At 42.0% G+C, this 19,199-nt stretch carries 16 protein-coding genes; 13 read left to right on the top strand and 3 right to left on the bottom strand.

Annotation, left to right across the window (positions count from 1 at the left end):
* Position 1 precedes the first annotated feature (1 nt).
* From DTQ70_RS00600 to DTQ70_RS00580, 5 genes are all read left to right on the top strand, one after another.
* Complete coding sequence (locus DTQ70_RS00600) at positions 2-742, top strand: WecB/TagA/CpsF family glycosyltransferase (protein WP_122929004.1); 741 nt, start codon at positions 2-4, stop codon at positions 740-742.
* Positions 739-1,710 (top strand): NAD-dependent epimerase/dehydratase family protein, encoded by a 972-nt coding sequence (locus DTQ70_RS00595; RefSeq protein ID WP_122929003.1) that lies wholly within the window; start codon positions 739-741, stop codon positions 1,708-1,710. The genes DTQ70_RS00600 and DTQ70_RS00595 overlap by 4 nt, the downstream gene beginning before the upstream one ends.
* Before the next feature lie 128 nt (positions 1,711-1,838).
* On the top strand, positions 1,839-3,209 hold the full coding sequence (locus tag DTQ70_RS00590) for an exopolysaccharide biosynthesis polyprenyl glycosylphosphotransferase (protein WP_122929002.1): 1,371 nt from the start codon (positions 1,839-1,841) through the stop codon (positions 3,207-3,209).
* Entirely contained in the window at positions 3,210-4,109 is a 900-nt protein-coding gene (locus DTQ70_RS00585) for a Gfo/Idh/MocA family protein (protein ID WP_122929001.1), read from the top strand.
* 14 nt (positions 4,110-4,123) lie between these two features.
* Complete coding sequence (locus DTQ70_RS00580; RefSeq protein WP_122929000.1) at positions 4,124-4,984, top strand: glycosyltransferase family 2 protein; 861 nt, start codon at positions 4,124-4,126, stop codon at positions 4,982-4,984.
* Here the strand turns inward: DTQ70_RS00580 and DTQ70_RS00575 are convergent.
* A complete protein-coding gene (locus DTQ70_RS00575; RefSeq protein WP_122928999.1) occupies positions 4,926-5,498 on the bottom strand; it encodes a dTDP-4-dehydrorhamnose 3,5-epimerase family protein in 573 nt (190 codons plus the stop codon). The genes DTQ70_RS00580 and DTQ70_RS00575 overlap by 59 nt on opposite strands.
* A gap of 225 nt (positions 5,499-5,723) precedes the next feature.
* Between DTQ70_RS00575 and DTQ70_RS00570 the strand changes: the two genes are divergently transcribed.
* The 8 genes from DTQ70_RS00570 (at position 5,724) to DTQ70_RS00535 (ending at position 17,798) form a co-directional block, all read left to right on the top strand.
* Positions 5,724-6,737 (top strand): sugar transferase, encoded by a 1,014-nt coding sequence (locus DTQ70_RS00570; protein WP_206019619.1) that lies wholly within the window; start codon positions 5,724-5,726, stop codon positions 6,735-6,737.
* A 22-nt stretch (positions 6,738-6,759) separates the two neighbouring features.
* Positions 6,760-8,208, top strand: coding sequence for a capsule assembly Wzi family protein (locus tag DTQ70_RS00565; protein WP_122928998.1), 1,449 nt, complete (start codon positions 6,760-6,762; stop codon positions 8,206-8,208).
* A gap of 201 nt (positions 8,209-8,409) precedes the next feature.
* Complete coding sequence (locus tag DTQ70_RS00560; RefSeq protein ID WP_164489788.1) at positions 8,410-9,774, top strand: capsule assembly Wzi family protein; 1,365 nt, start codon at positions 8,410-8,412, stop codon at positions 9,772-9,774.
* A 15-nt stretch (positions 9,775-9,789) separates the two neighbouring features.
* Positions 9,790-10,560: an ABC transporter substrate-binding protein gene (locus tag DTQ70_RS00555; RefSeq protein ID WP_122928996.1), complete on the top strand. Its 771-nt coding sequence runs from the start codon at positions 9,790-9,792 to the stop codon at positions 10,558-10,560.
* Positions 10,561-10,639: 79 nt separating this feature from the next.
* Positions 10,640-11,956, top strand: a complete 1,317-nt coding sequence (locus DTQ70_RS00550; RefSeq protein ID WP_122928995.1) for a gluconate:H+ symporter — start codon at positions 10,640-10,642, stop codon at positions 11,954-11,956.
* A gap of 151 nt (positions 11,957-12,107) precedes the next feature.
* The gene (locus tag DTQ70_RS00545; protein WP_122928994.1) at positions 12,108-13,511 is read left to right on the top strand and encodes a Gfo/Idh/MocA family protein; all 1,404 of its coding nucleotides are present in this window, start codon (positions 12,108-12,110) and stop codon (positions 13,509-13,511) included.
* A gap of 60 nt (positions 13,512-13,571) precedes the next feature.
* Positions 13,572-16,322, top strand: coding sequence for a DUF1553 domain-containing protein (locus tag DTQ70_RS00540; protein ID WP_122928993.1), 2,751 nt, complete (start codon positions 13,572-13,574; stop codon positions 16,320-16,322).
* Positions 16,323-16,325: 3 nt separating this feature from the next.
* Positions 16,326-17,798 (top strand): DUF1501 domain-containing protein, encoded by a 1,473-nt coding sequence (locus DTQ70_RS00535; RefSeq protein ID WP_122928992.1) that lies wholly within the window; start codon positions 16,326-16,328, stop codon positions 17,796-17,798.
* A gap of 114 nt (positions 17,799-17,912) precedes the next feature.
* Here DTQ70_RS00535 and DTQ70_RS00530 read toward each other — a convergent pair whose 3' ends face one another.
* Together DTQ70_RS00530 and pth are read right to left on the bottom strand one after the other, a co-directional pair.
* Complete coding sequence (locus tag DTQ70_RS00530; protein WP_122928991.1) at positions 17,913-18,383, bottom strand: hypothetical protein; 471 nt, start codon at positions 18,381-18,383, stop codon at positions 17,913-17,915.
* A gap of 241 nt (positions 18,384-18,624) precedes the next feature.
* A complete protein-coding gene (gene pth / locus DTQ70_RS00525) occupies positions 18,625-19,185 on the bottom strand; it encodes an aminoacyl-tRNA hydrolase (protein WP_122928990.1) in 561 nt (186 codons plus the stop codon).
* Positions 19,186-19,199 lie beyond the last annotated feature (14 nt).

Here is a 19,199-nt window from a genome sequence, read left to right as displayed (position 1 = left end):
AATGGACCAATCTGTAACCCCTATACTAGGTATTCCATTTTTCAACGGTAACGTGAGCGATGTTTATAATGCCTTGAGTACGCATGGTGGCCTATTAACCGTTCCGGCAGCTCCAGCCCTCGTAACTATTGGAGATGATTCAAATTATTATCATGCCCTTCTCAAATCTGATATAATTATCCCAGATAGTGGATACATGGTTCTCATTTGGAATTTCATCAGCACTCAAAGGATACGAAAGATTTCGGGGCTTGAATTCATAAATTTTTTTTTAGAATCATTTACTTTTGCAGATAAATCACGTCTAATGTTAGTAAACCCGTCTGATTATGATGGAGAAATCAACCTTAGGTATTTAAATCATAGAGGTTTCAAAATAGATTCAAATGACTTATATACTGCCCCTTATTATAATGAAACCGTAAAGGATGAGCATTTGCTAAAAAAAGTTGAAATGCGTAAGCCACAGTGGATTCTTATTAATATAGGGGGTGGTACTCAAGAAAAACTTGGATATTATTTAAAAGAATCACTATCTTATCGTCCAGCGATAGTTTGTACTGGGGCAGCTCTTGCATTCAAGACTGGGCGACAGGTTTCAATACCGCCATGGGCTGATTACATATATTTGGGATGGCTTTTTCGTTGCATGACTCAACCAAAGCTTTACATACCTAGATATTTGAAAGCATTCAAATTGATTTATCTTATTTTGAAATACAAATCAAACAAAGTCGCATGAAAAAAGCTTTAGTGTGTGGTGCGGGTGGCTTCATCGGTGGACACCTGGTAAATAGATTAAAATCAGAAGGTTATTGGGTTAAAGGTGTTGATATCAAATATAACGAATTCGGCAATAACCATGCCGATGAGTTTATTATCGGCGACTTGACACTTCCTAGTATAGCAATAAATGCACTAGAAGGCGGATTTGATGAAGTTTATCAACTAGCTGCCGATATGGGTGGTGCTGGTTATATTTTTACAGGGTTTAACGATGCATCAGTGATGCACAATTCAGCATTATGTAATCTTAATGTCTTAGAAGCCAGTGCAAACGCAGGAGTAAAAAAAATTTTTTACTCTTCATCCGCTTGTATGTATCCTGAATATAACCAACTTGACCCCAATAATCCTAAATGTTCAGAAGATTCTGCTTATCCAGCAGCACCTGATAGTGAATACGGCTGGGAAAAACTATTTAGCGAACGTTTATACCTTGCCTACCAAAGAAATAGGAGCATTGATGTCAAAATAGCAAGGTTTCATAACATTTTCGGCCCGCAAGGAACTTGGCAAGGAGGAAAAGAAAAAGCACCTGCTGCTATGTGTAGAAAAGTCGCAGAAGCGATAGATGGTACTTCAATTGAAGTTTGGGGTGATGGCATTCAAACACGTTCTTTCTTGTACATAAATGATTGCATCGATGCGATTAGAGCATTGGTTGAATCTGATTTTTCAGGCCCAGTGAATATAGGTTCTGAGGAAATGATTTCTATTAATGATTTCGCTAGAATGGTGATTGATATTTCAGGAAAAACACTTGAAATTATAAACATTCCTGGTCCACAAGGAGTGCGAGGTAGGAATTCAGACAATGCACTTATTTTTGACAAGCTAGGCTGGAAACCCTCTCTAACATTACGCCAAGGTATGGAACTGACCTACAATTGGATTAGTTCTCAAGTAAACTCAACAGTTCTTGCTTAAACCTCTAAATTTGTCTATTCCCGAATTAAAAAAAGGTTTGTGTAGGCAAACGGAATACGTTACTTTTGTGCAAGTTAATAGTCCAATGTATAGCTTATTAACTTGCATAATCCTTTCGTTGAACTCGGATGAGACATAGTTTACCTTTCTTTCTTCGCCCTTTTCAGTTTCTTTTCGATCTCATCACGTTGAGTTTCTCATTTGAAATGGGGCTTATTCTGGTAAACTCCTCCTTTTCAAACCAATACCAGCAAAATCTCTTTTTGTTTTTTCTGTTAAGTCTTTCTTGGGGATTGGTTGTGGGCTTGTTGCGTCCTTACAGACACACCCGCCTCAAATTTCACGTTTTTACACTTATTTATCGGCATTTGATGTCTGTCTTGCTATTCTCAGCATTTGGAATTTTTATATGGATGCTTCTTCAAGACTTTCATCTACCTAGGCTTCAGCTGTTCTACACTTTTTTATTTTTCTGGTTTTTTGGCTGCGTTTGGCGAACTGCGGCAGTGGTTCTACTTAAAATTTATCGTGCCAACGGCAACAATACCCTAAATTATGTCATCGTTGGTTATAATGATACATCACAAAGAATTAAGCGCTTTTACGACCAACACCCTGAGTTTGGCTATAAATTTTATGGGTATTTTGATGAAATTACCCCCCAAAACAAGAAAGTAATTAGAGGCCAATACGAAGTGCTAAATCAAATTTTAGATACAAATCAAATTGATACCGTTTATTGCTGTATCCCACGTGTAGGGCATCCCCTGTTAAAAAATATCATTGAACAATCCAACAATGCCTCCTACAAAGTCAAACTCGTTGTTGATTTTGCATTCTTCTTTAGCCAGGCCCCTTCACTTGAGTTTCACGGAATTACTCCCGTTATCTCACTATCATCGGAGTTCTTAGACTACTCCAAAGAGTACATAAGCAAACGACTTTTCGATGTTATTTTTTCAAGCTCTATTTTGCTATTGGGTTCCCCTATTTTTATTCTACTTGGTTTAATTACCAAAATAACGTCTAGAGGCCCAATCATTTTTTCCCAAGACAGAACTGGACAATGGGGTAAAAAATTCAAAATTTATAAATTTCGTAGCATGTACGTTGGGGCTCGACTTGGACATTCTGAAGGGACGCTTGATAAACGAATAACACCTTGGGGACGTTTTTTAAGAAAAACACGGTTAGATGAACTACCTCAATTTTACAATGTGCTTAGAGGTGACATGTCAGTTGTGGGCCCACGTCCATTGGCTGATTACGACGTCAAAACATTAATGGACGAATCGCCCGATGATTTTAAACTCATTTTATCCGTCAAACCAGGGATAACCTCTATTGGTCAAGTTAAGTTTGGTTATGCGGGTTCGCCAACAGAAATTAAACAGCGACTTCGCTATGACTTACTTTATCTCAATAAAATTTCATTCTTCTTTGATATGTGGTTAATCATGAAAACAATGGTCATCATGATTAAAAAACAAGGAAAATAAATGACAATAGGACTCATTGGGGCTGGTATTTGGGGCAAAAACATCATCCGAGAATTAATTAACCTAGCGGTTGACATAAAAATCTTCGACCCCAATCCTGATGCAAAAAAAGATTACCCCCATTTTTTTGTTGATTCACTAACCGATTTACAAACAGTTGATGGCATTGTTTTGGCCTCTCCATCCGTCACTCACCGCTCCATTTTAGAACAAATTGTTCCATGGGGCATACCCGTTTTTATTGAAAAGCCACTCGTTACCTCACTCGAAGACGCCATCGCTCTTAAAAAGTTTGAAAATTATCCCCTGTTTATGATGCACATTTGGCGCTACCATGCAGGGGTGCTACTTTTGGGGCAACTAGCTCGTAATAAAGAACTTGGCGATATTACAGCCCTTTACACACATCGGTGTAACTGGACAAGTCCCCGCACTGACACCGATAGTATTTGGAACTTAGCTCCCCACGATTTGACCATTGCGCTTGAAATACTTGGATACATTCCAGCACCGCGCTCTGCGGTCATTGAATGGCACGGAACTAATGCCCGTGGTATGACCGCCCTTCTAGGTCATTCGCCTTTTGTTCAAATAGAGGTTTCAAACCGCTTTGCCGATAAACGTCGTGAAATTCGGCTGCACGGTACCAAAGGGATTGCCATTTTGGCTGACGAAAAAGTAGATTATATCGAAATTTTCTACGGTGACCAAAGTAGTTACCCTACACCAAGTAATAGCGAAAAGCGTTTTTTTGAAACCACTCCACCTTTACGAAAGGAATTAGAAGCATTTTTAGCATATTTACGCGGTGGTACGCCTCCCATTTCTACTTTTCAGGAAGGAATCACGACCATTGAAGTTCTTACCGCACTTTACACATTAGGTGCCACAACTTGTTAAACTTTTCGGGCAACATGTCTCCTCGATTTTCGATTTTACTTCCTACCACAAACGACCGTGGGTTGCTACTTCCTTACTCGGTGAGTAGCGTTTTAAAACAAACCATTACTGATTTTGAGTTACTTATCATTGGTGACGGGGTGAATGAATTTACGAGGGAAGTGATTCAATCGCTTGTTAAACAAGATGCCCGAATCAAGTTTTTTGATTTCCCAAAACACCTTCGTAGAGGTGAACCCAATCGACATCAAGTACTGACACAATATGCACAAGGAAAGTATGTAGCTTATCTTCTGGACCGCGATTTGTGGCTTCCAAACCACTTAGAGACATTGCTAGAGTTATTTGAAAAAGGAAACTTTGTTTCTTCCAACTATTTCCGACTTTTCCAAAATGGAGACATTCGGTATGGCTATTCAAATGCGAGGCAACATTTTGTCTTTTCGGCGGTTGCACATACCTACGAATTTTACAGGAACCTACCCTACGGCTGGCGTACTACCCCTCCCGATGTTTTTACGGATGACTATATGTGGGCGCAGTTTATGGAACACCCTCACTACTCTCCGTGTTTTGGGAGTGAAGCGACCGTTTTGTATTTTAAGCGAGGAGCAACGTATCCAGGAATTCCGACCGAAAAGCGCGTAGAAGAATTAAAAGACTGGGAATCAAAACTTAGCGACTCTGCGTTTCTCCATGTTATGCGCAAAAACGTACTTCAGTCGTTACTTGATGAGCGTGCAGCCCTGCAAAATGATTGGATTCGGATTAAAGGCAAGACCTTTGCTGAATTAATTCCTTTTATCAAAACTAAGCTTACATATAGCCTTTACGCTCTAAAGCGGCGACTAGCGTACGCAAAGAAGGGGCATTAGAGGCTGCATCTGTCAGGATAGGGTTTTCAATTCCCCAAGGCAATTCCAACTCAGGATCATCCCAAGCACAACGCCAGTTGTCGTCGCCTCCATAGTCCACATAGGCTTCCGAAACTGACTGAATATGAAGCGCAGGTGTGTGAAAATACCAGCCGTGCAACAGACCTTTCGGGAAAATAAGTGCAGCGGGATCATCACCAAAAAGTTCAAAAAGTGCCGATTGATGTTGTGTAGGAGAGCCTGCGCGTAAATCCCGCAAGCCAAGCACGCAATGCCCGTCAATGAGACAAAAATATTCATCGTGGCGTTGGTGATAGTGCATTCCACGAAACACATTCGCTTCCGATTTTACGACACTCCACTGTACTGGCTTGAGAACCGTCCCCCAATGTTCCTGAAAAATCTCAGTAAAGGAACCTCTGGCATCTTTATGTTCTTTCAACGACACCAATTTCACTTCATGTAATTGTGTCCCTGCAATTTGGGTGGATTTTGCGATAGCGGTGGTACTCATGAATTAACAACCTTTTTTACAAAAGTAATTGGCCTTTATGATTACCACAAGATTTTGGGCTACTTTCTTCAAATCACCTCTTTTAACCCTCATGGTAAAGTTATTTAACGGTATCCAGCTTCTTTGGTTTTTACAAAAATGGGCTTTATCTTTGGACTTCTTCTATTAACAAGAGAATACTTGTAATTATGGAAATTTAAGGTGTTTTTCTAAAAAAAATGCAAAATGAAGGAGCCTGAAGTTGAAAGTTTTTCTACCACCTTTGAAGAAACTCCATTGGAAGATTCTACCAAATATCCTACTTCTTACGTTGAGATTACCCCCGCCCATTCGCCTGCACTGGTGCATAATCCACTATATATTGTTTGTCCAGAATCTAGTATTCCACTCATAACAGACATATTACAGAACTATTCTTATACTCCCTTATTCAATCAGTGTGATCAAATCTTCAAGCGGCAAGGTGTTATTACTTATTACAATGCAGCATACATTGACGATCTTGAAAGAGAGTTTTTACTAAGAAATATAGAGTATGGTGTTAATGTGATGCCTTTGGTGGATTTTCTGGAATCAAAAAATAAATATACTGAAATCAGCCTTCTTAACGGGGATTACTTTCTTAACAAGGAAGCATTCTCTGTGCTGAGAAATCGTACTAAAATTGCTACGAAACGATTTTTTGACATCATATACGCCTCTGTACTTTTAGTACTTCTATCACCCATTATGTTGCTAACGGCTATTGCAATACGACTAGAATCAAAAGGGTCGATATTCTATCGTCAAAAACGCGTGGGGCTTTATAATATCGAATTTGAGGTTATTAAATTTCGTTCAATGCGGTCTAATGCCGAAGCAAGTGGTGCGCAATGGGCACAAAAAAACGATCCAAGAGCTACCAAGGTAGGGACATTTATTAGAAAAACACGAATTGACGAGATTCCTCAGTTATTTAATGTACTAAAAGGCGAAATGTCTCTCATTGGCCCACGGCCAGAAAGAGCTGTTTTTATTGAAATGCTAAAAACAGCTATCCCTTATTACGAATTTCGACACGTCATTAAACCAGGCCTAACTGGCTGGGCACAAGTCAAATACCCTTACGGAGCATCTATAGAGGATGGCATGTGGAAACACAGATATGACATGTATTACATTAAACATCAATCATTCGGATTTGATTTTAAAATAATTTTACATACCATTAGGGTAGTATTAGCTGGTTTGGGACGATAGATAAATTTGCGAGGCTGCCTCTATGAGACATAGGTATTCCATTAATCTTCTGGTGTATTTTTTAATTGGTGCGATCACTTCTTATGCACAGTTTTTGCCTACGTCCGAGTATAATTTATCGGTGAATGCCTATGGCACAAATTCTCCAGCGATTCCATTTTGGTACTATGCCAATCAATACAACGTTATTCCCAAAAACGCTTCTTCTTTTATAGCAAGAGCTGCGCTTGGTAATACAAAAGGGGATTCTGTAAAGTACAGCTGGCGCGAAATACGGCTTTTATATGGCCTCGACGGTGCTTTTATTGCCCAACAAAACTCAAACAAATTTAAACTTGTTGAGAGTTTTGCTGGTATCAAATACGGGCCTATTGAATTATTTTATGGTCGTCGGCTCGAAACGATGGGCTTATTGGGCGATACACTTCTTTCTTCTGGTTCTTATAGTTGGTCAGGCAATGCCCAACCTTTCCCCAAAATTCAATTATCAGTTCCCAACTACGTCGAATTACCTTTTTTTAGAGGGCTATTCTCCATCAAAGGCTCTTTTGCCCACGGATGGTTAGATACCCTTGCAGTTGCCTATGGCCCTCGAACCAATGCGGTAAAAGCCTATTTTCACCAAAAGACCCTGTTCATCAAAATGGGTCGCCCAAACTGGAAAATCAATTTAATAGGAGGATTCAATCACCTTGCCCAGTGGGGAGGAGAAGATCAAATTTGGCCCAATGGACTTCCTCCAAAAGAAGCTTGGTGGGCCGTCGTAGTGGGAAAACCGTGGCAAGACAGCCGCGTGGGTAATCACCTTGGGACGCTTGATTTAGGGCTAGTTTGGAAGTTAGCTAACAACAAATCTTTGACTTTTTTTCGTCAAAATATATTCGACGATGGCTCCTTATATAGCTTCTTAAATATCAAAGATGGACTTCAAGGTATCACATTTAACAATCGAAATACGCCCAATTATGCGCAAACATTTACCCTCGAAAAAGTAAATTTTGAATGGATGAACACCACCAGTCAAGGGGGAAATGTTTTTGATTTTCAACAACAAATTTTTGGACGAGACAATTATTTTAATCATTATGTGTATTCTGAAGGATGGTCTTATAAAGGTGAAATGATTGGTACGCCTTTTATACCCAAACAGAGTGATATTATTAGTTCTTTCCCTCCCATCAAAAATGCACAAACCCTCAACAACAGAATTCAAATGCTCCACCTAGGAGCAAGCGGCTGGATTGATGAATGGAAGTGGCTAGTAAAAGCCTCTTTCAGCAACAACCTGGGTACGTATGATTATCCATTTTCTTCCGCTAGACAACAATTCTCTAGCCTTCTCCAAATCCAAAAGGAACTACCTTGGCTACAAGGAATCGATTGGACAACATCTATTGCAATCGACGCTGGTACACTCTACGAACCTTCCATGGGAATCCAATTAGGGCTTCGTAAAAGAGGATTTTTTTGATAACTTTGTTTTTTACATTGTTCTCACAAGTATTCTATTCGTCCAGAAATTACTTCTTTTCCCTTGAAAAAGCTTTTCGTATTACTGTCTTGTTGCTTTTTAATTTTGGGTTGTGCAGGTTTGGCTGACGCACAAGATAGTACTGCAAAACATTCTTTTAGAACTGATTTCAGTGCTTTTTACTACAATACGGCCACCCAAATGCCCTTTTGGTTACGAGCGAATCAATACGATGTCGTGCCAGAAAAAACAGCTATTGCACTAAGTGGGGCAATCGACTTTGAAAGTAACTTATCTGCAAAAAATAATAAATGGAAACTCATAGGCGGTACTCAAGTGGTAGGAAATCTGCTAGATAGTAGAAGCACCACCGTATTTTTACCCCAACTGTATGCGGGTGTAAAATATAAAAATTTACTTTTTTATGCTGGTCGTAAAAAAGAGCTATTTGGAATCGCAGACAGTACACTTGGAACAGGCTCTTATATATGGTCAGGGAATGCCTTTCCGATGCCCAAAATCCAAATTGAAATACCAGATTATCAACCAGTAGGAAAAATAAATCCTTGGTTAGCTTTTAAAGGAAATTATGCTCACAGCTGGTTTGGAACCAACAAATTTGCTTACGGTTATTATTTACACCAAAAATCTCTTTACGTTCGTATCGGAAGGCAAAGTTCTTCCGTCAAATTGTATGGGGGATTTAACCACCAAGTGCAATGGGGAGGAAAGACTTTTGATGATATCGGAACAGTCACAAACAAAACGCTACCCAGCAGTTTTACCGATTATTTATTAGCAGTAATTGCCATTGGTCCCAACATTGGGGTTAGAAAAGGCAATGCTTTCGACTCTACTAACCGCGTGGGCAACCATTTGGGCACAGTTGATGTCGGCTTTGAACTAGATTTGAAAAAGGTAAATATTTTGGTATATCGTCAAAATATCTACGAAGATGGCTCTTTGTTTTATCTCACAAGTATTGCAGATGGTTTGAATGGTATAGTACTCACCAATCTTTACCCTAGCCAAGAAAAAGGTAGAATTTCCTTTAAAAAAGTGGTATTTGAGTTCTTAAATACCCGTAGTCAGGGTGGTGATACGTTTGTGATGACGAATGGTAAAAAGCGCGGCAAAGACGAGTACTTCAACCACCAACAATACTACGACGGGTGGTCGTATCGACGACGAATTATTGGGACTCCGTTCATTACCAATCAGGAAGATACCAACCGCCCTGAAGAACAAAATACCAATGACATGGCTAACAACAACCGTGTTTTGGTATATCATCTTGGTTTTGAAGGCAATATCGGCCCCTCGATTCAGTTTTTATCCAAAATCTCTTACAGTGCCAATTACGGTACTTATATTTACCCCTATCCTACCGTTCCTAAGCAGCTTTCGGCTTTGTTTCAGCTCAAAGGCCAAATTCCTGCGCTCTCGGGCTTAGAGTGGGTTGCATCGGCGGCCATTGACCGTGGTGACCTCTATACCAAAAATACAGGTTTTAAAATAGGTTTTAGACAAACCTTTGGTACAGGTAAATTTCGTACTTCCAACTAGGATACTTCATCGTTTATGCGTTCTTCGCCAATAGCTCCGCAGCGAATTGTGTCACTTGTTCCGTCGCAAACTGAGCTTCTTTTTGACCTGAGTTTGGAGGATAAAGTAGTTGGTGTCACAAAATTTTGTTGCCATCCCGCCGAAAAAGTAAAAAACATCGCAAAAATCGGCGGAACCAAAAACTTTGACTTTGAAAAAATCAAGGTGCTGAACCCTGATTTGATTATTGGGAACAAAGAAGAGAATTACAAAGAAGGCATCGAAACCTTACAACGAGACTTTCCCGTTTGGATTTCTGACATCGTCACGTTGGAAGACTCGCTTAGTATGATTCAGCAGGTTGGGGAGCTTACCCACAAAGCGCCTGAAGCTTTCACAATTTGTCAACAATTATCTACCCAATTTGACTCGCTCCAATCGCCGTCACATCGCCCACGCGTAGCATATTTTATTTGGAAAAAGCCCTACATGGTTGCCGCGAACGGCACGTTTATCCACGAGATGCTAGGTAAAGCTGGTTTTCTAAACGTATTTGGAGACCTGGCACGTTATCCTGAAATCTCCGAATCTGACTTACAACAAGCCGCTCCTGAGCTTATTTTTCTTTCTTCAGAGCCTTATTCATTTCGAGAAAAACACTTACTAGAATTTCAAGAAATTTGTCCCGCTGCCCACATTAAGCTCGTTGATGGTGAATTGTTCAGTTGGTACGGGAGTAGGTTATTAAAATCCGTTGCTTATTTCAATGAATTGAGAGATAGTTTGTCAAAATTCTTCGTTTCCTGATTTTGTACAAAACTATCTTTGCAAATTTTTAACATTGTACTCAGTTTCATACGATTTTATACCTAAAACCCTCCTTACTATGCTGCTTTTGTATGTCCTGTTGGGGATTGTAGCCCTTGTTTTGTTAGTTGCCTATTTCCATCTTGATACGTTCATCTCCTTCGTGATTGTCAGTATTGGCCTAGGATTAGCCTGTGGAATGAGCGTAAGTCAAATCAGTCAGTCGCTCGAAAAAGGCATCGGCGGAACGCTCGGGTCATTGGTAATTATCATTGGTTTTGGTTCAATGCTTGGCAAACTCGTCGCGGATAGTGGGGCAGCCCAACGGATTACCACCACCCTCATGAATATTTTTGGTCTGAAATACCTGCCTTGGGGGCTTGCGTTGGCTGGTTTTATCATTGGTTTGCCTTTGTTTTACAATGCAGGTTTTGTCATTGTCATTCCCCTTATTTTTACCATTACTGCCTCCACCCGACTTCCCATGTTGTATGTCGCTATTCCGATGTTATCAGCCCTTTCGGTAGCGCACGGTTACTTGCCCCCTCACCCCTCACCTACGGCCATTGCTACTCAATTTAAAGCAGATGTGGGGCAGACGCTCTTTTACGGGATTTTAGTCGCAATTCCAGCCATCATTATTGCGGGGCCTATTTTTGGAAAAACCTTAAAAAAATACAACCCTAAGCCCGACGCTTCACTTTTTAACACCCGCCAATTCACCGAAGAGGAGATGCCTAGCCTGAGCATCAGCCTTGTCGTAGCGCTTTTGCCTTTGCTTTTACTGACATTGATGCCTTGGCTCAAAGGACAATTTGAGGAAAATTCGGTACTACACACGGCGTTTGCTTTTTTGGGCGATCCATCTATTTCAATGCTCATTTCAGTACTTGTGGCCATTTATTTCTTGGGAATCCGTCGGGGCAGAAGTACCAAACACGTGATGAAATCGCTGGAAGAAGCCTTCAAAAGCGTCTCAATCATTCTCTTAATTGTAGCAGGAGCAGGTGGATTTAAACAAATCCTTACCGATGGCGGAGTGAGCAAGTACATAGGTGAACTGCTAGCAGGTGTTCAAATTTCGCCTCTTTTGTTAGGTTGGGCGATTGCGGGCGTGATTCGCATCTGTGTGGGTTCGGCTACGGTAGCGGGCCTCACTGCGGTTGGAATTATCGCACCTTTGGTTCAAAGCCAAGGAGTTAAGCCCGAATTAATGGTGTTGGCCATCGGTTCGGGTAGCTTAATTTGTTCTCACCTAAACGATGGTGGTTTTTGGTTGTTCAAAGAATATTTCAACCTGTCCATCAAAGAAACTTTACAAACTTGGACGATTATGGAAACCATCGTTTCGGTAGTGGGGTTGATTGGTGTACTTATTTTGAACCAATTTGTTTAGTTTTACTAAACCTCATCTGGTTAAAAATCAACTATTTGAACATAAAATTCTATTTATAAGCAATGATTACTTCGGTAGTCATTGCTTATTTTTTAAATTTATTTATTAATTTGCTTCATCAATATTTCTAACCTTCAATCCCTCCCACTCCATGAAAAATTTCTTGGAACGCCGCTCATTTCTAAAAGCTACGGCAGCCATTGGTTCTGCCTTAGGATTACCTTTTGCGTCTAATGCTCGCTCAAATTCAATAGAAGAAACCATTGCTCAGACTACTGTCATTCCCAAAGCCGCTGGCAAGTCGGTAATTGGCTTAAAATCAGCTCCTATCCCCCAAGTTCGGGTGGCTTTTATTGGTGTTGGTAACCGTGGTTCGGGACACGTAAAACTGGTTCATGCCTGTGGTGCCAAAGCCAAAATTGTGGCCGTTTGCGACATTCAGGAACGCTACACCAACCGAACCAAACAATGGCTTGAATCTAAAGGCGTAAACGATGTAGCCTACTATCACTCCAAAGTGGACGCGTGGAAAGAAATGTGCCGCCGCGACGATATCGACCTTGTTATCATTGCCACTCCTTGGGAAGACCACGTGCCCATGTGCGTTTATGCCATGCAACAAGGAAAACACGCTGCCACTGAAGTTCCTGCTGCTTATACATTGGAAGATTGTTGGAAACTGGTAAATACTGCCGAGCAAACCCAACGCAATTGCATGATGCTCGAAAACGTTTGCTACGGCGACGAAGAGCTTTGGGTATTAAACATGGCCGAACAGGGTGTTTTTGGTACCATTACTTACGCCGAATGTGGCTACATCCACGATTTGCGAGAGTTGCTTTTCTCAAAAACGGAATACTACAACATGTGGCGGATTCGTCACAATTTGACCCGCGACGGAAACCTTTACCCGATGCACGGACTGGGGCCTGTGTCGCAATACATGAACATCGACCGTGGTGACCGCTTCAATCACTTAGTATCTATGAGTAGTTTGGAGGCAAGCCTTAGCGAGGATTCGAGCACGATGACCGACTCTTCCAATGAGTTCCACGGTCGGAAAGGTTTCAAGCACGGCGATATGAACAATACACTTATTAAGACGCACTTAGGTCGTACGATTTTGGTTCAGCACGATGTCGTTACGGCTCGTCCTTACAGCCGTATCAACATGCTGGCGGGAACCAAGGCATTCCATACGGGCTATCCGAGCCGTTTTGCCAAAAAAGGACAAGGGCACGGTTTTATTAAAGACGAAGAATACAAAGCCTTACGCGAACAATACAAGCACCCTATTTGGGCAAAAATGAAGGAAGAAATTGAGCGTAACGGTGGTCACGGCGGCATGGACTTCGTACTGATTTACCGCTTGATTGACTGCTTCAACCGTGGTACGGCCCTCGATATGGATGTCTATGATGCCGCTTCTTGGTCGGCGGTAACTCCGCTTTCTGCCCTTTCGATTCAAGGTGGCAATGCCCCTGTTAAATTCCCCGACTTCACCCGTGGACGCTGGAAAGAAGACCGTAAACTCGGTATTTTGACCAACGTTTAATATCTCTCCTACTCCTTCCAAGTTTTTGAAACTTGGAAGGACTACATTACCACCATTCCCATGACCTTTCTGAACAAACTACTCGTTGGTGCAGTAGCTGTTTGCGTTTTGGCATACGGCTATCATTCTATGTCTGAAAGTGAAGTTGATTTTAATACGCAAGTCAAGCCGATTTTGAACAAAAAGTGCATGGCTTGCCACGGTGGAGTAAAAAAAGCGGGCGGGTTTAGCCTTTTGTTTGAGGAAGAAGCCTTGGGAAAAACCAAATCAGGCAAGCCTGCCATCATTCCAGGGGATGCTGCTCACTCCGAATTTATCATTCGTTTGACGCACCCTGATCCTGAAAAATTTATGCCCAAAAAGGGCGAGCCTCTCAGCGAAGACGAAATTGAGACCCTGACCAAATGGATTGACCAAGGAGCAAAATGGGGAAAACATTGGGCGTACCAAGCCGTTGAAAAACCTGCCGTTCCAAGTACTTCATGGTGGAAGTTTTGGCAAAAATCGTGGGCGAACAATGAAATTGACCACTTTGTGACCGAAAAATTAAAAGAACAGCAATTATCGCACAGCCAAGAAGCCGATAAGGCCACGCTCTTACGTCGGGTAACGCTCGATTTAACAGGACTTACACCTACCGAACAACAGTACAAAGCTTTTCTCAATAACCCCGCCCCCAATGCCTACGAAACGGTGGTTGACTCTTTGTTAAAATCACCCGCTTTTGGGGAAAAATGGGCTTCAATGTGGCTCGATTTGGCGCGCTATGCCGATTCAAAAGGTTACGAAAAGGACGATATTCGCAATGCTTGGCGTTACCGCGATTGGGTCATTAAGGCATTTAATCAAAACATGCCTTATGACCAGTTTATCACCGAACAATTGGCAGGTGACTTGCTTCAAAATCCCACTGAAAATCAACTCATTGCGACTGGTTTTCACCGAAACACAACCAATAACGACGAAGGAGGAACCGACGACGAAGAGTTTAGAGTCGCTGCCGTACTCGACCGCGTAAGTACCAATTGGGTGGCTTTCAACAGCACGACCTTTGCCTGTGTCCAATGCCATAGCCATCCGTATGACCCTTTTAAGCACGAAGAGTTTTATAAGTACATGGCCTTCTTCAACAATACCCGCGACGAGGATGTCATGGATGAATCGGCTCACTTACGGTTTTTCAACGAAGCTGATCAAAAGAAGCTGGATGAAGTCGCTCAATGGGTGAAAACTTCCGTTTCCGAAACAAAGTCGAAAGAAATTGTTCATTTTTTACGAACCGTTGAACCTCGTATTTACGCGCACAATTTTGATAGTTTTCAAAAAGGAACTTCCGAGCCAAGTTCGTACATGGGAATGCAAAATGGAGGAACCTGCCGTTTGAAAAACGCCCCAACCATCAACAAAAGTCGGATGTTGATTTCGTACGTCACGGCGCAAGTGGGTGGAAGTATCGAAATTAGAACCGATAGCCTCAACGGCCCTAAATTGGCCGTTGTTAAGCTTGATACAGCACAAGGGCGTAATTTTTGGAACGGCCTTACGCTGCTAAAATGGGTGAATCTTCCCAAATTTAGCACAAGGAAAGACCTGCATTTTATTTTCCGAAACCCCAAGCTATCCTCTGAAAGTCAGGATGTTTGTTTGGTCAATTGGGTCATGTTTTTGGAAGATGACTTTCCTGGAAAAGGAAAAGAAGGCTACGAAACGCAGTTCAAGCATTTCAACGAACTGTTGCTCACCCGCACCGAAAACGTCCCTATCATGCTCGAAAATCCAGTCGATTTGAAACGTACCACCCGAATTTTTGAGCGGGGAAGTATGTTTTCTCCCACTGCGGCTGTCGAGCCTGATGTTCCTCATTCATTACACCCATTTCCTAAAAACGCCCCACGAAATAGGCTTGGATTAGCCCAATGGATTACGGCCAAAGAAAACCCGCTCACGGCCCGAACGCTGGTTAATCGGGTGTGGGAACAGCTCTTCGGAACAGGGCTTGTCGAAACCCTCGAAGACATGGGTTCGCAAGGCTTTGCCCCTACGCATCAGGCGTTGCTCGACTACCTTTCGTACCGTTTTATGGACGATATGAAATGGCAAATCAAGCCGCTTTTGAAGGAGATTGTTTTGTCAGCCACCTACCGTCAAGATTCGCACGTTACGGATGAACTTTTGGAGAAAGACCCTGCCAATCGTTATTTAGCACGTGGCCCTCGCGTTCGATTGACGGGCGAGCAGGTTCGCGACCAAGCATTGGTCGTCAGCAATTTATTGAGCAACAAAATGTATGGCCGCCCCGTTATGCCTTACCAACCACAAGGAGTTTGGCAAGTCGTGTACAGCGGTTCAAAATGGAACCAAAGCGTGGGAGAAGATGCCTATCGGCGCGCCATTTATACCTATATTCGGCGTTCAAGTCCGTATCCAAGTATGCTTACGTTTGACGGCTCCACGCGCGATGTGTGTTTGGCTCGGCGGATTCGCACCAACACTCCATTGCAAGCATTGGTCACGCTCAACGATTCGGCTTTTGTCGATATTGCCCAACACTTTGCACGTCGAATGCAACACGAAGGTGGAAAAACTGTGGCTTCTCAGCTTCAAAAAGGATACGAATGGATGACGGGTCATGTACTTCCAAAACCGAAGCAAGAAGTATTTGAAAAGCTCTACCAAGAAGCGTTAATCCGTTTTCAAAAAAATCCCAAAAAACGCGAAGACTGGATGTGTAACAGCACGGCTGAAGTTGCCGCTCTGGCATTTGTGGCCAATACTATGTTGAATATGGACGAGTTTATAACGAAGGAATAACCTATGAGACTTCACAACGAACTTCAACTCGAATCCGCTCTGTTGGAAACTCGGCGGCATTTTCTCAAGCAATGTACGTCGGGGCTAGGCATGATGGCCTTAGGAACCATGTTTGGAAGCTGCGGCAACGGAAGTACTAAAAAACAGCTTGTTACGAATCCGTTGGATGTGAAAATTCCACATTTTGCGGCTAAGGCTAAATCGGTAATTTTCTTGCACATGTGCGGCTCTCCGTCGCAACTTGAGCTGTGGGACTATAAGCCCGAATTGGCCAAATTGGACGGAAAACCTTGCCCTCCTTCGTTTTTGGAAGGTAAAAAATTTGCGTTCATCCGTGGCGTACCCGACATGCTTGGGTCGGTAGGAGTGTTTAAGCAACACGGCCAATCGGGTGCTTGGATGTCCGATTATTTTACCTATTTACCCCAAATGGCCGATGAAATTTCGTTTTTGAAAGCCATGTACACCGACCAGTTTAACCACGCTCCTGCCCAGCTATTTATGCACACGGGCAGTGCGCGCTTGGGCCGCCCTTCGATGGGCTCGTGGGTGACGTACGGCTTAGGTTCCGAAAACGCCAATTTACCAGGTTTTGTGGTGCTTACGTCGGGCGGAAAAGCTCCCGATGCAGGCAAATCGGTCTGGGGAAATGGTTTTTTACCTTCGGTTTACCAAGGAGTTCAATGCCGTTCAGAAGGCGACCCCGTTTTGTTTTTGAGCGACCCCAACGGTTTGGATAGAGATTTACGCAAAAAAGCCATTGATGCGCTCACGGCAGTCAATCAGCAACAATACGAGGAATTTAAAGACCCCGAAACGCTGGCCCGCATTGCTCAGTACGAAATGGCTTTCAAAATGCAGGTATCGGTGCCTGAGGTCATGGATATTAGCAAAGAACCTACCTACATTCATCAACTCTACGGTACGCAGCCTGGGCAATCATCGTTTGCTAACAACTGCCTTTTGGCGCGTAAATTGGTGGAAAAAGGCGTTCGTTTTGTGCAGTTATACGACTGGGGATGGGATACCCACGGTGACGGGAAAGGAACATCGTTGGAATTTGGTTTACGCGATAAAATCAATCAAATCGACCAATCCATAACGGCTTTACTGTTGGATTTGAAACAACGCGGTATGTTGGACGAAACGTTGGTGGTATGGGGAACGGAATTTGGCCGAACGCCGATGCAAGAAAACCGCAACGGCAAAAAAATGCCTTTCAAAGGCCGCGACCACCATACGGATGCGTTTACGTGCTGGATGGCAGGAGGAGGTGTCAAGCGAGGATTTAGTATGGGAGAAAGCGATGAGCTAGGGTATTTTGGGATCAAAGACCGAACGCACATTCATGATTTACAAGCGACGATTTTGCACCAACTTGGTTTTGACCACGAACAGCTCACTTACGAGTTTCAAGGAAGAAATTTCCGACTGACCGATACAGCAGGAAAAGTAATCAAAAACGTGATTGCCTAAAAAAGATAAAGCCCCGCTATCGTGAGCGGGGCTTTATACTGACTATTCCTAAACCCTTAACCTTTTCTACATGAAAAAACTAATATTATTATCTATCAATTTTTCTCTTTTTCTTTAAAAACCATTGAGTGAGCTAATTGGTTCCCCTTGATTTTCAAGCTCTTCGCTTTCCATAAGACTGTTCCAGTCTAGCTTCCAGAGAAAATTGATGTTATGTGATGTCTTTTTTAAACTTTGCAACCAGTCTTTTGCATTTGCCTCATTGCTTGTACTCAGCGAATGAATCATTAGACTAACTGCGTTTCTAAACTGCTTTTGCTTTTCAGCATCCACATTCAAAAATTTAGACGGCGAGTTGTTGTAATAAGTCACAATTTCTACAAAAACTTTCCAATCTTCTTGCTCAACGAAAGGCGTGTACTGTTCATTGATGTACTGTTCGAATGCCTTTTGTTGCGCTTTCACCAGTGAAGTAACCTTCGGGCTGGCGTTTGTTTTGCTACTTTCTTTTGCTTTCGACTCGGTCGCTAAAAGTACAAATCCGAGTGCAATTGCAAATATAATTGAGTTAACCGTTACTTTCATAATAAAGTTCAATTTTGCTCTTGCTCATTGAACGATACAAAGGTCGGGATAAATTTTTAATTTGCAAATTTCCATTTTCCGCAAATTAAAATAATCTTTCGACTAAACTTCTATAAACAAGGGTTTTAGGAACAGTATAAGGAAGATTTATGATTTTTGTCAGAATTTTATTTTGGTTAAAAAAATAAAATGTCGATAAAATTTTTTTTAACAAAAAAATAAAATTCTTTAAAAAATACAATCATTGATTGAAATTATTCATCGTATTTTGTATTCCTAAAGTACAAAAACTGAGTACTGCGTCGCCAGCACGGTCCAAATCAATAAGTAGTTCTTCAAAACTATCTTCTGGAAAATTACTCAAAACATACCTAACCTGCTGTCCGCGCGGGAAATCACTTCCTACTCCGAAGCGCATTCGGACGTATTCTTGCGTGCCCAACAATTCTTCAATGTTGCGCAAGCCATTATGCCCTCCATTCGAACCTTTGGGTTTGATTCTTATTTTTCCCTGCGGCAATTGAATTTCGTCCGTAATCACCATTACGTTTTCCAAAGGCACCTTAAAGGCATCCATGTAGTAGCGCAGCGCCTTGCCACTGAGGTTCATGTAGGTAGTGGGCTTAATGAAGTAAATTTGACGCCCTTTGTATTTAAACTCAGCCGTATAGGCTAATTTTTGCATGGTAAACTTAAAATCGTGCTGGGCTGCTAGGCGGTCGAGCACCATAAAACCAATATTATGCCGCGTCAAGGCATATTCTGGGCCTATATTTCCAAGGCCAACAATCAAGTATTTCATAATTTAGACTGAAA

Source organism: Runella sp. SP2, from assembly GCF_003711225.1.
Taxonomy (GTDB): Bacteria; Bacteroidota; Bacteroidia; order Cytophagales; family Spirosomataceae; genus Runella.
The sequence above is the reverse complement of the archived record's forward strand: the minus strand, read 5'-3'. Positions and strand labels throughout refer to the sequence as shown.

Coding starts and splice junctions, on each gene's coding strand:
- DTQ70_RS00600 (WP_122929004.1), top strand. CDS start 2: ATGGACCAATCTGTAACCCCTATACTAGGTATTCCATTTTTCAACGGT.
- DTQ70_RS00595 (WP_122929003.1), top strand. CDS start 739: ATGAAAAAAGCTTTAGTGTGTGGTGCGGGTGGCTTCATCGGTGGACAC.
- DTQ70_RS00590 (WP_122929002.1), top strand. CDS start 1,839: ATGAGACATAGTTTACCTTTCTTTCTTCGCCCTTTTCAGTTTCTTTTC.
- DTQ70_RS00585 (WP_122929001.1), top strand. CDS start 3,210: ATGACAATAGGACTCATTGGGGCTGGTATTTGGGGCAAAAACATCATC.
- DTQ70_RS00580 (WP_122929000.1), top strand. CDS start 4,124: ATGTCTCCTCGATTTTCGATTTTACTTCCTACCACAAACGACCGTGGG.
- DTQ70_RS00575 (WP_122928999.1), bottom strand. CDS start 5,498: ATGAGTACCACCGCTATCGCAAAATCCACCCAAATTGCAGGGACACAA.
- DTQ70_RS00570 (WP_206019619.1), top strand. CDS start 5,724: ATGAAGGAGCCTGAAGTTGAAAGTTTTTCTACCACCTTTGAAGAAACT.
- DTQ70_RS00565 (WP_122928998.1), top strand. CDS start 6,760: ATGAGACATAGGTATTCCATTAATCTTCTGGTGTATTTTTTAATTGGT.
- DTQ70_RS00560 (WP_164489788.1), top strand. CDS start 8,410: ATGCCCTTTTGGTTACGAGCGAATCAATACGATGTCGTGCCAGAAAAA.
- DTQ70_RS00555 (WP_122928996.1), top strand. CDS start 9,790: ATGCGTTCTTCGCCAATAGCTCCGCAGCGAATTGTGTCACTTGTTCCG.
- DTQ70_RS00550 (WP_122928995.1), top strand. CDS start 10,640: ATGCTGCTTTTGTATGTCCTGTTGGGGATTGTAGCCCTTGTTTTGTTA.
- DTQ70_RS00545 (WP_122928994.1), top strand. CDS start 12,108: ATGAAAAATTTCTTGGAACGCCGCTCATTTCTAAAAGCTACGGCAGCC.
- DTQ70_RS00540 (WP_122928993.1), top strand. CDS start 13,572: ATGACCTTTCTGAACAAACTACTCGTTGGTGCAGTAGCTGTTTGCGTT.
- DTQ70_RS00535 (WP_122928992.1), top strand. CDS start 16,326: ATGAGACTTCACAACGAACTTCAACTCGAATCCGCTCTGTTGGAAACT.
- DTQ70_RS00530 (WP_122928991.1), bottom strand. CDS start 18,383: ATGAAAGTAACGGTTAACTCAATTATATTTGCAATTGCACTCGGATTT.
- pth (WP_122928990.1), bottom strand. CDS start 19,185: ATGAAATACTTGATTGTTGGCCTTGGAAATATAGGCCCAGAATATGCC.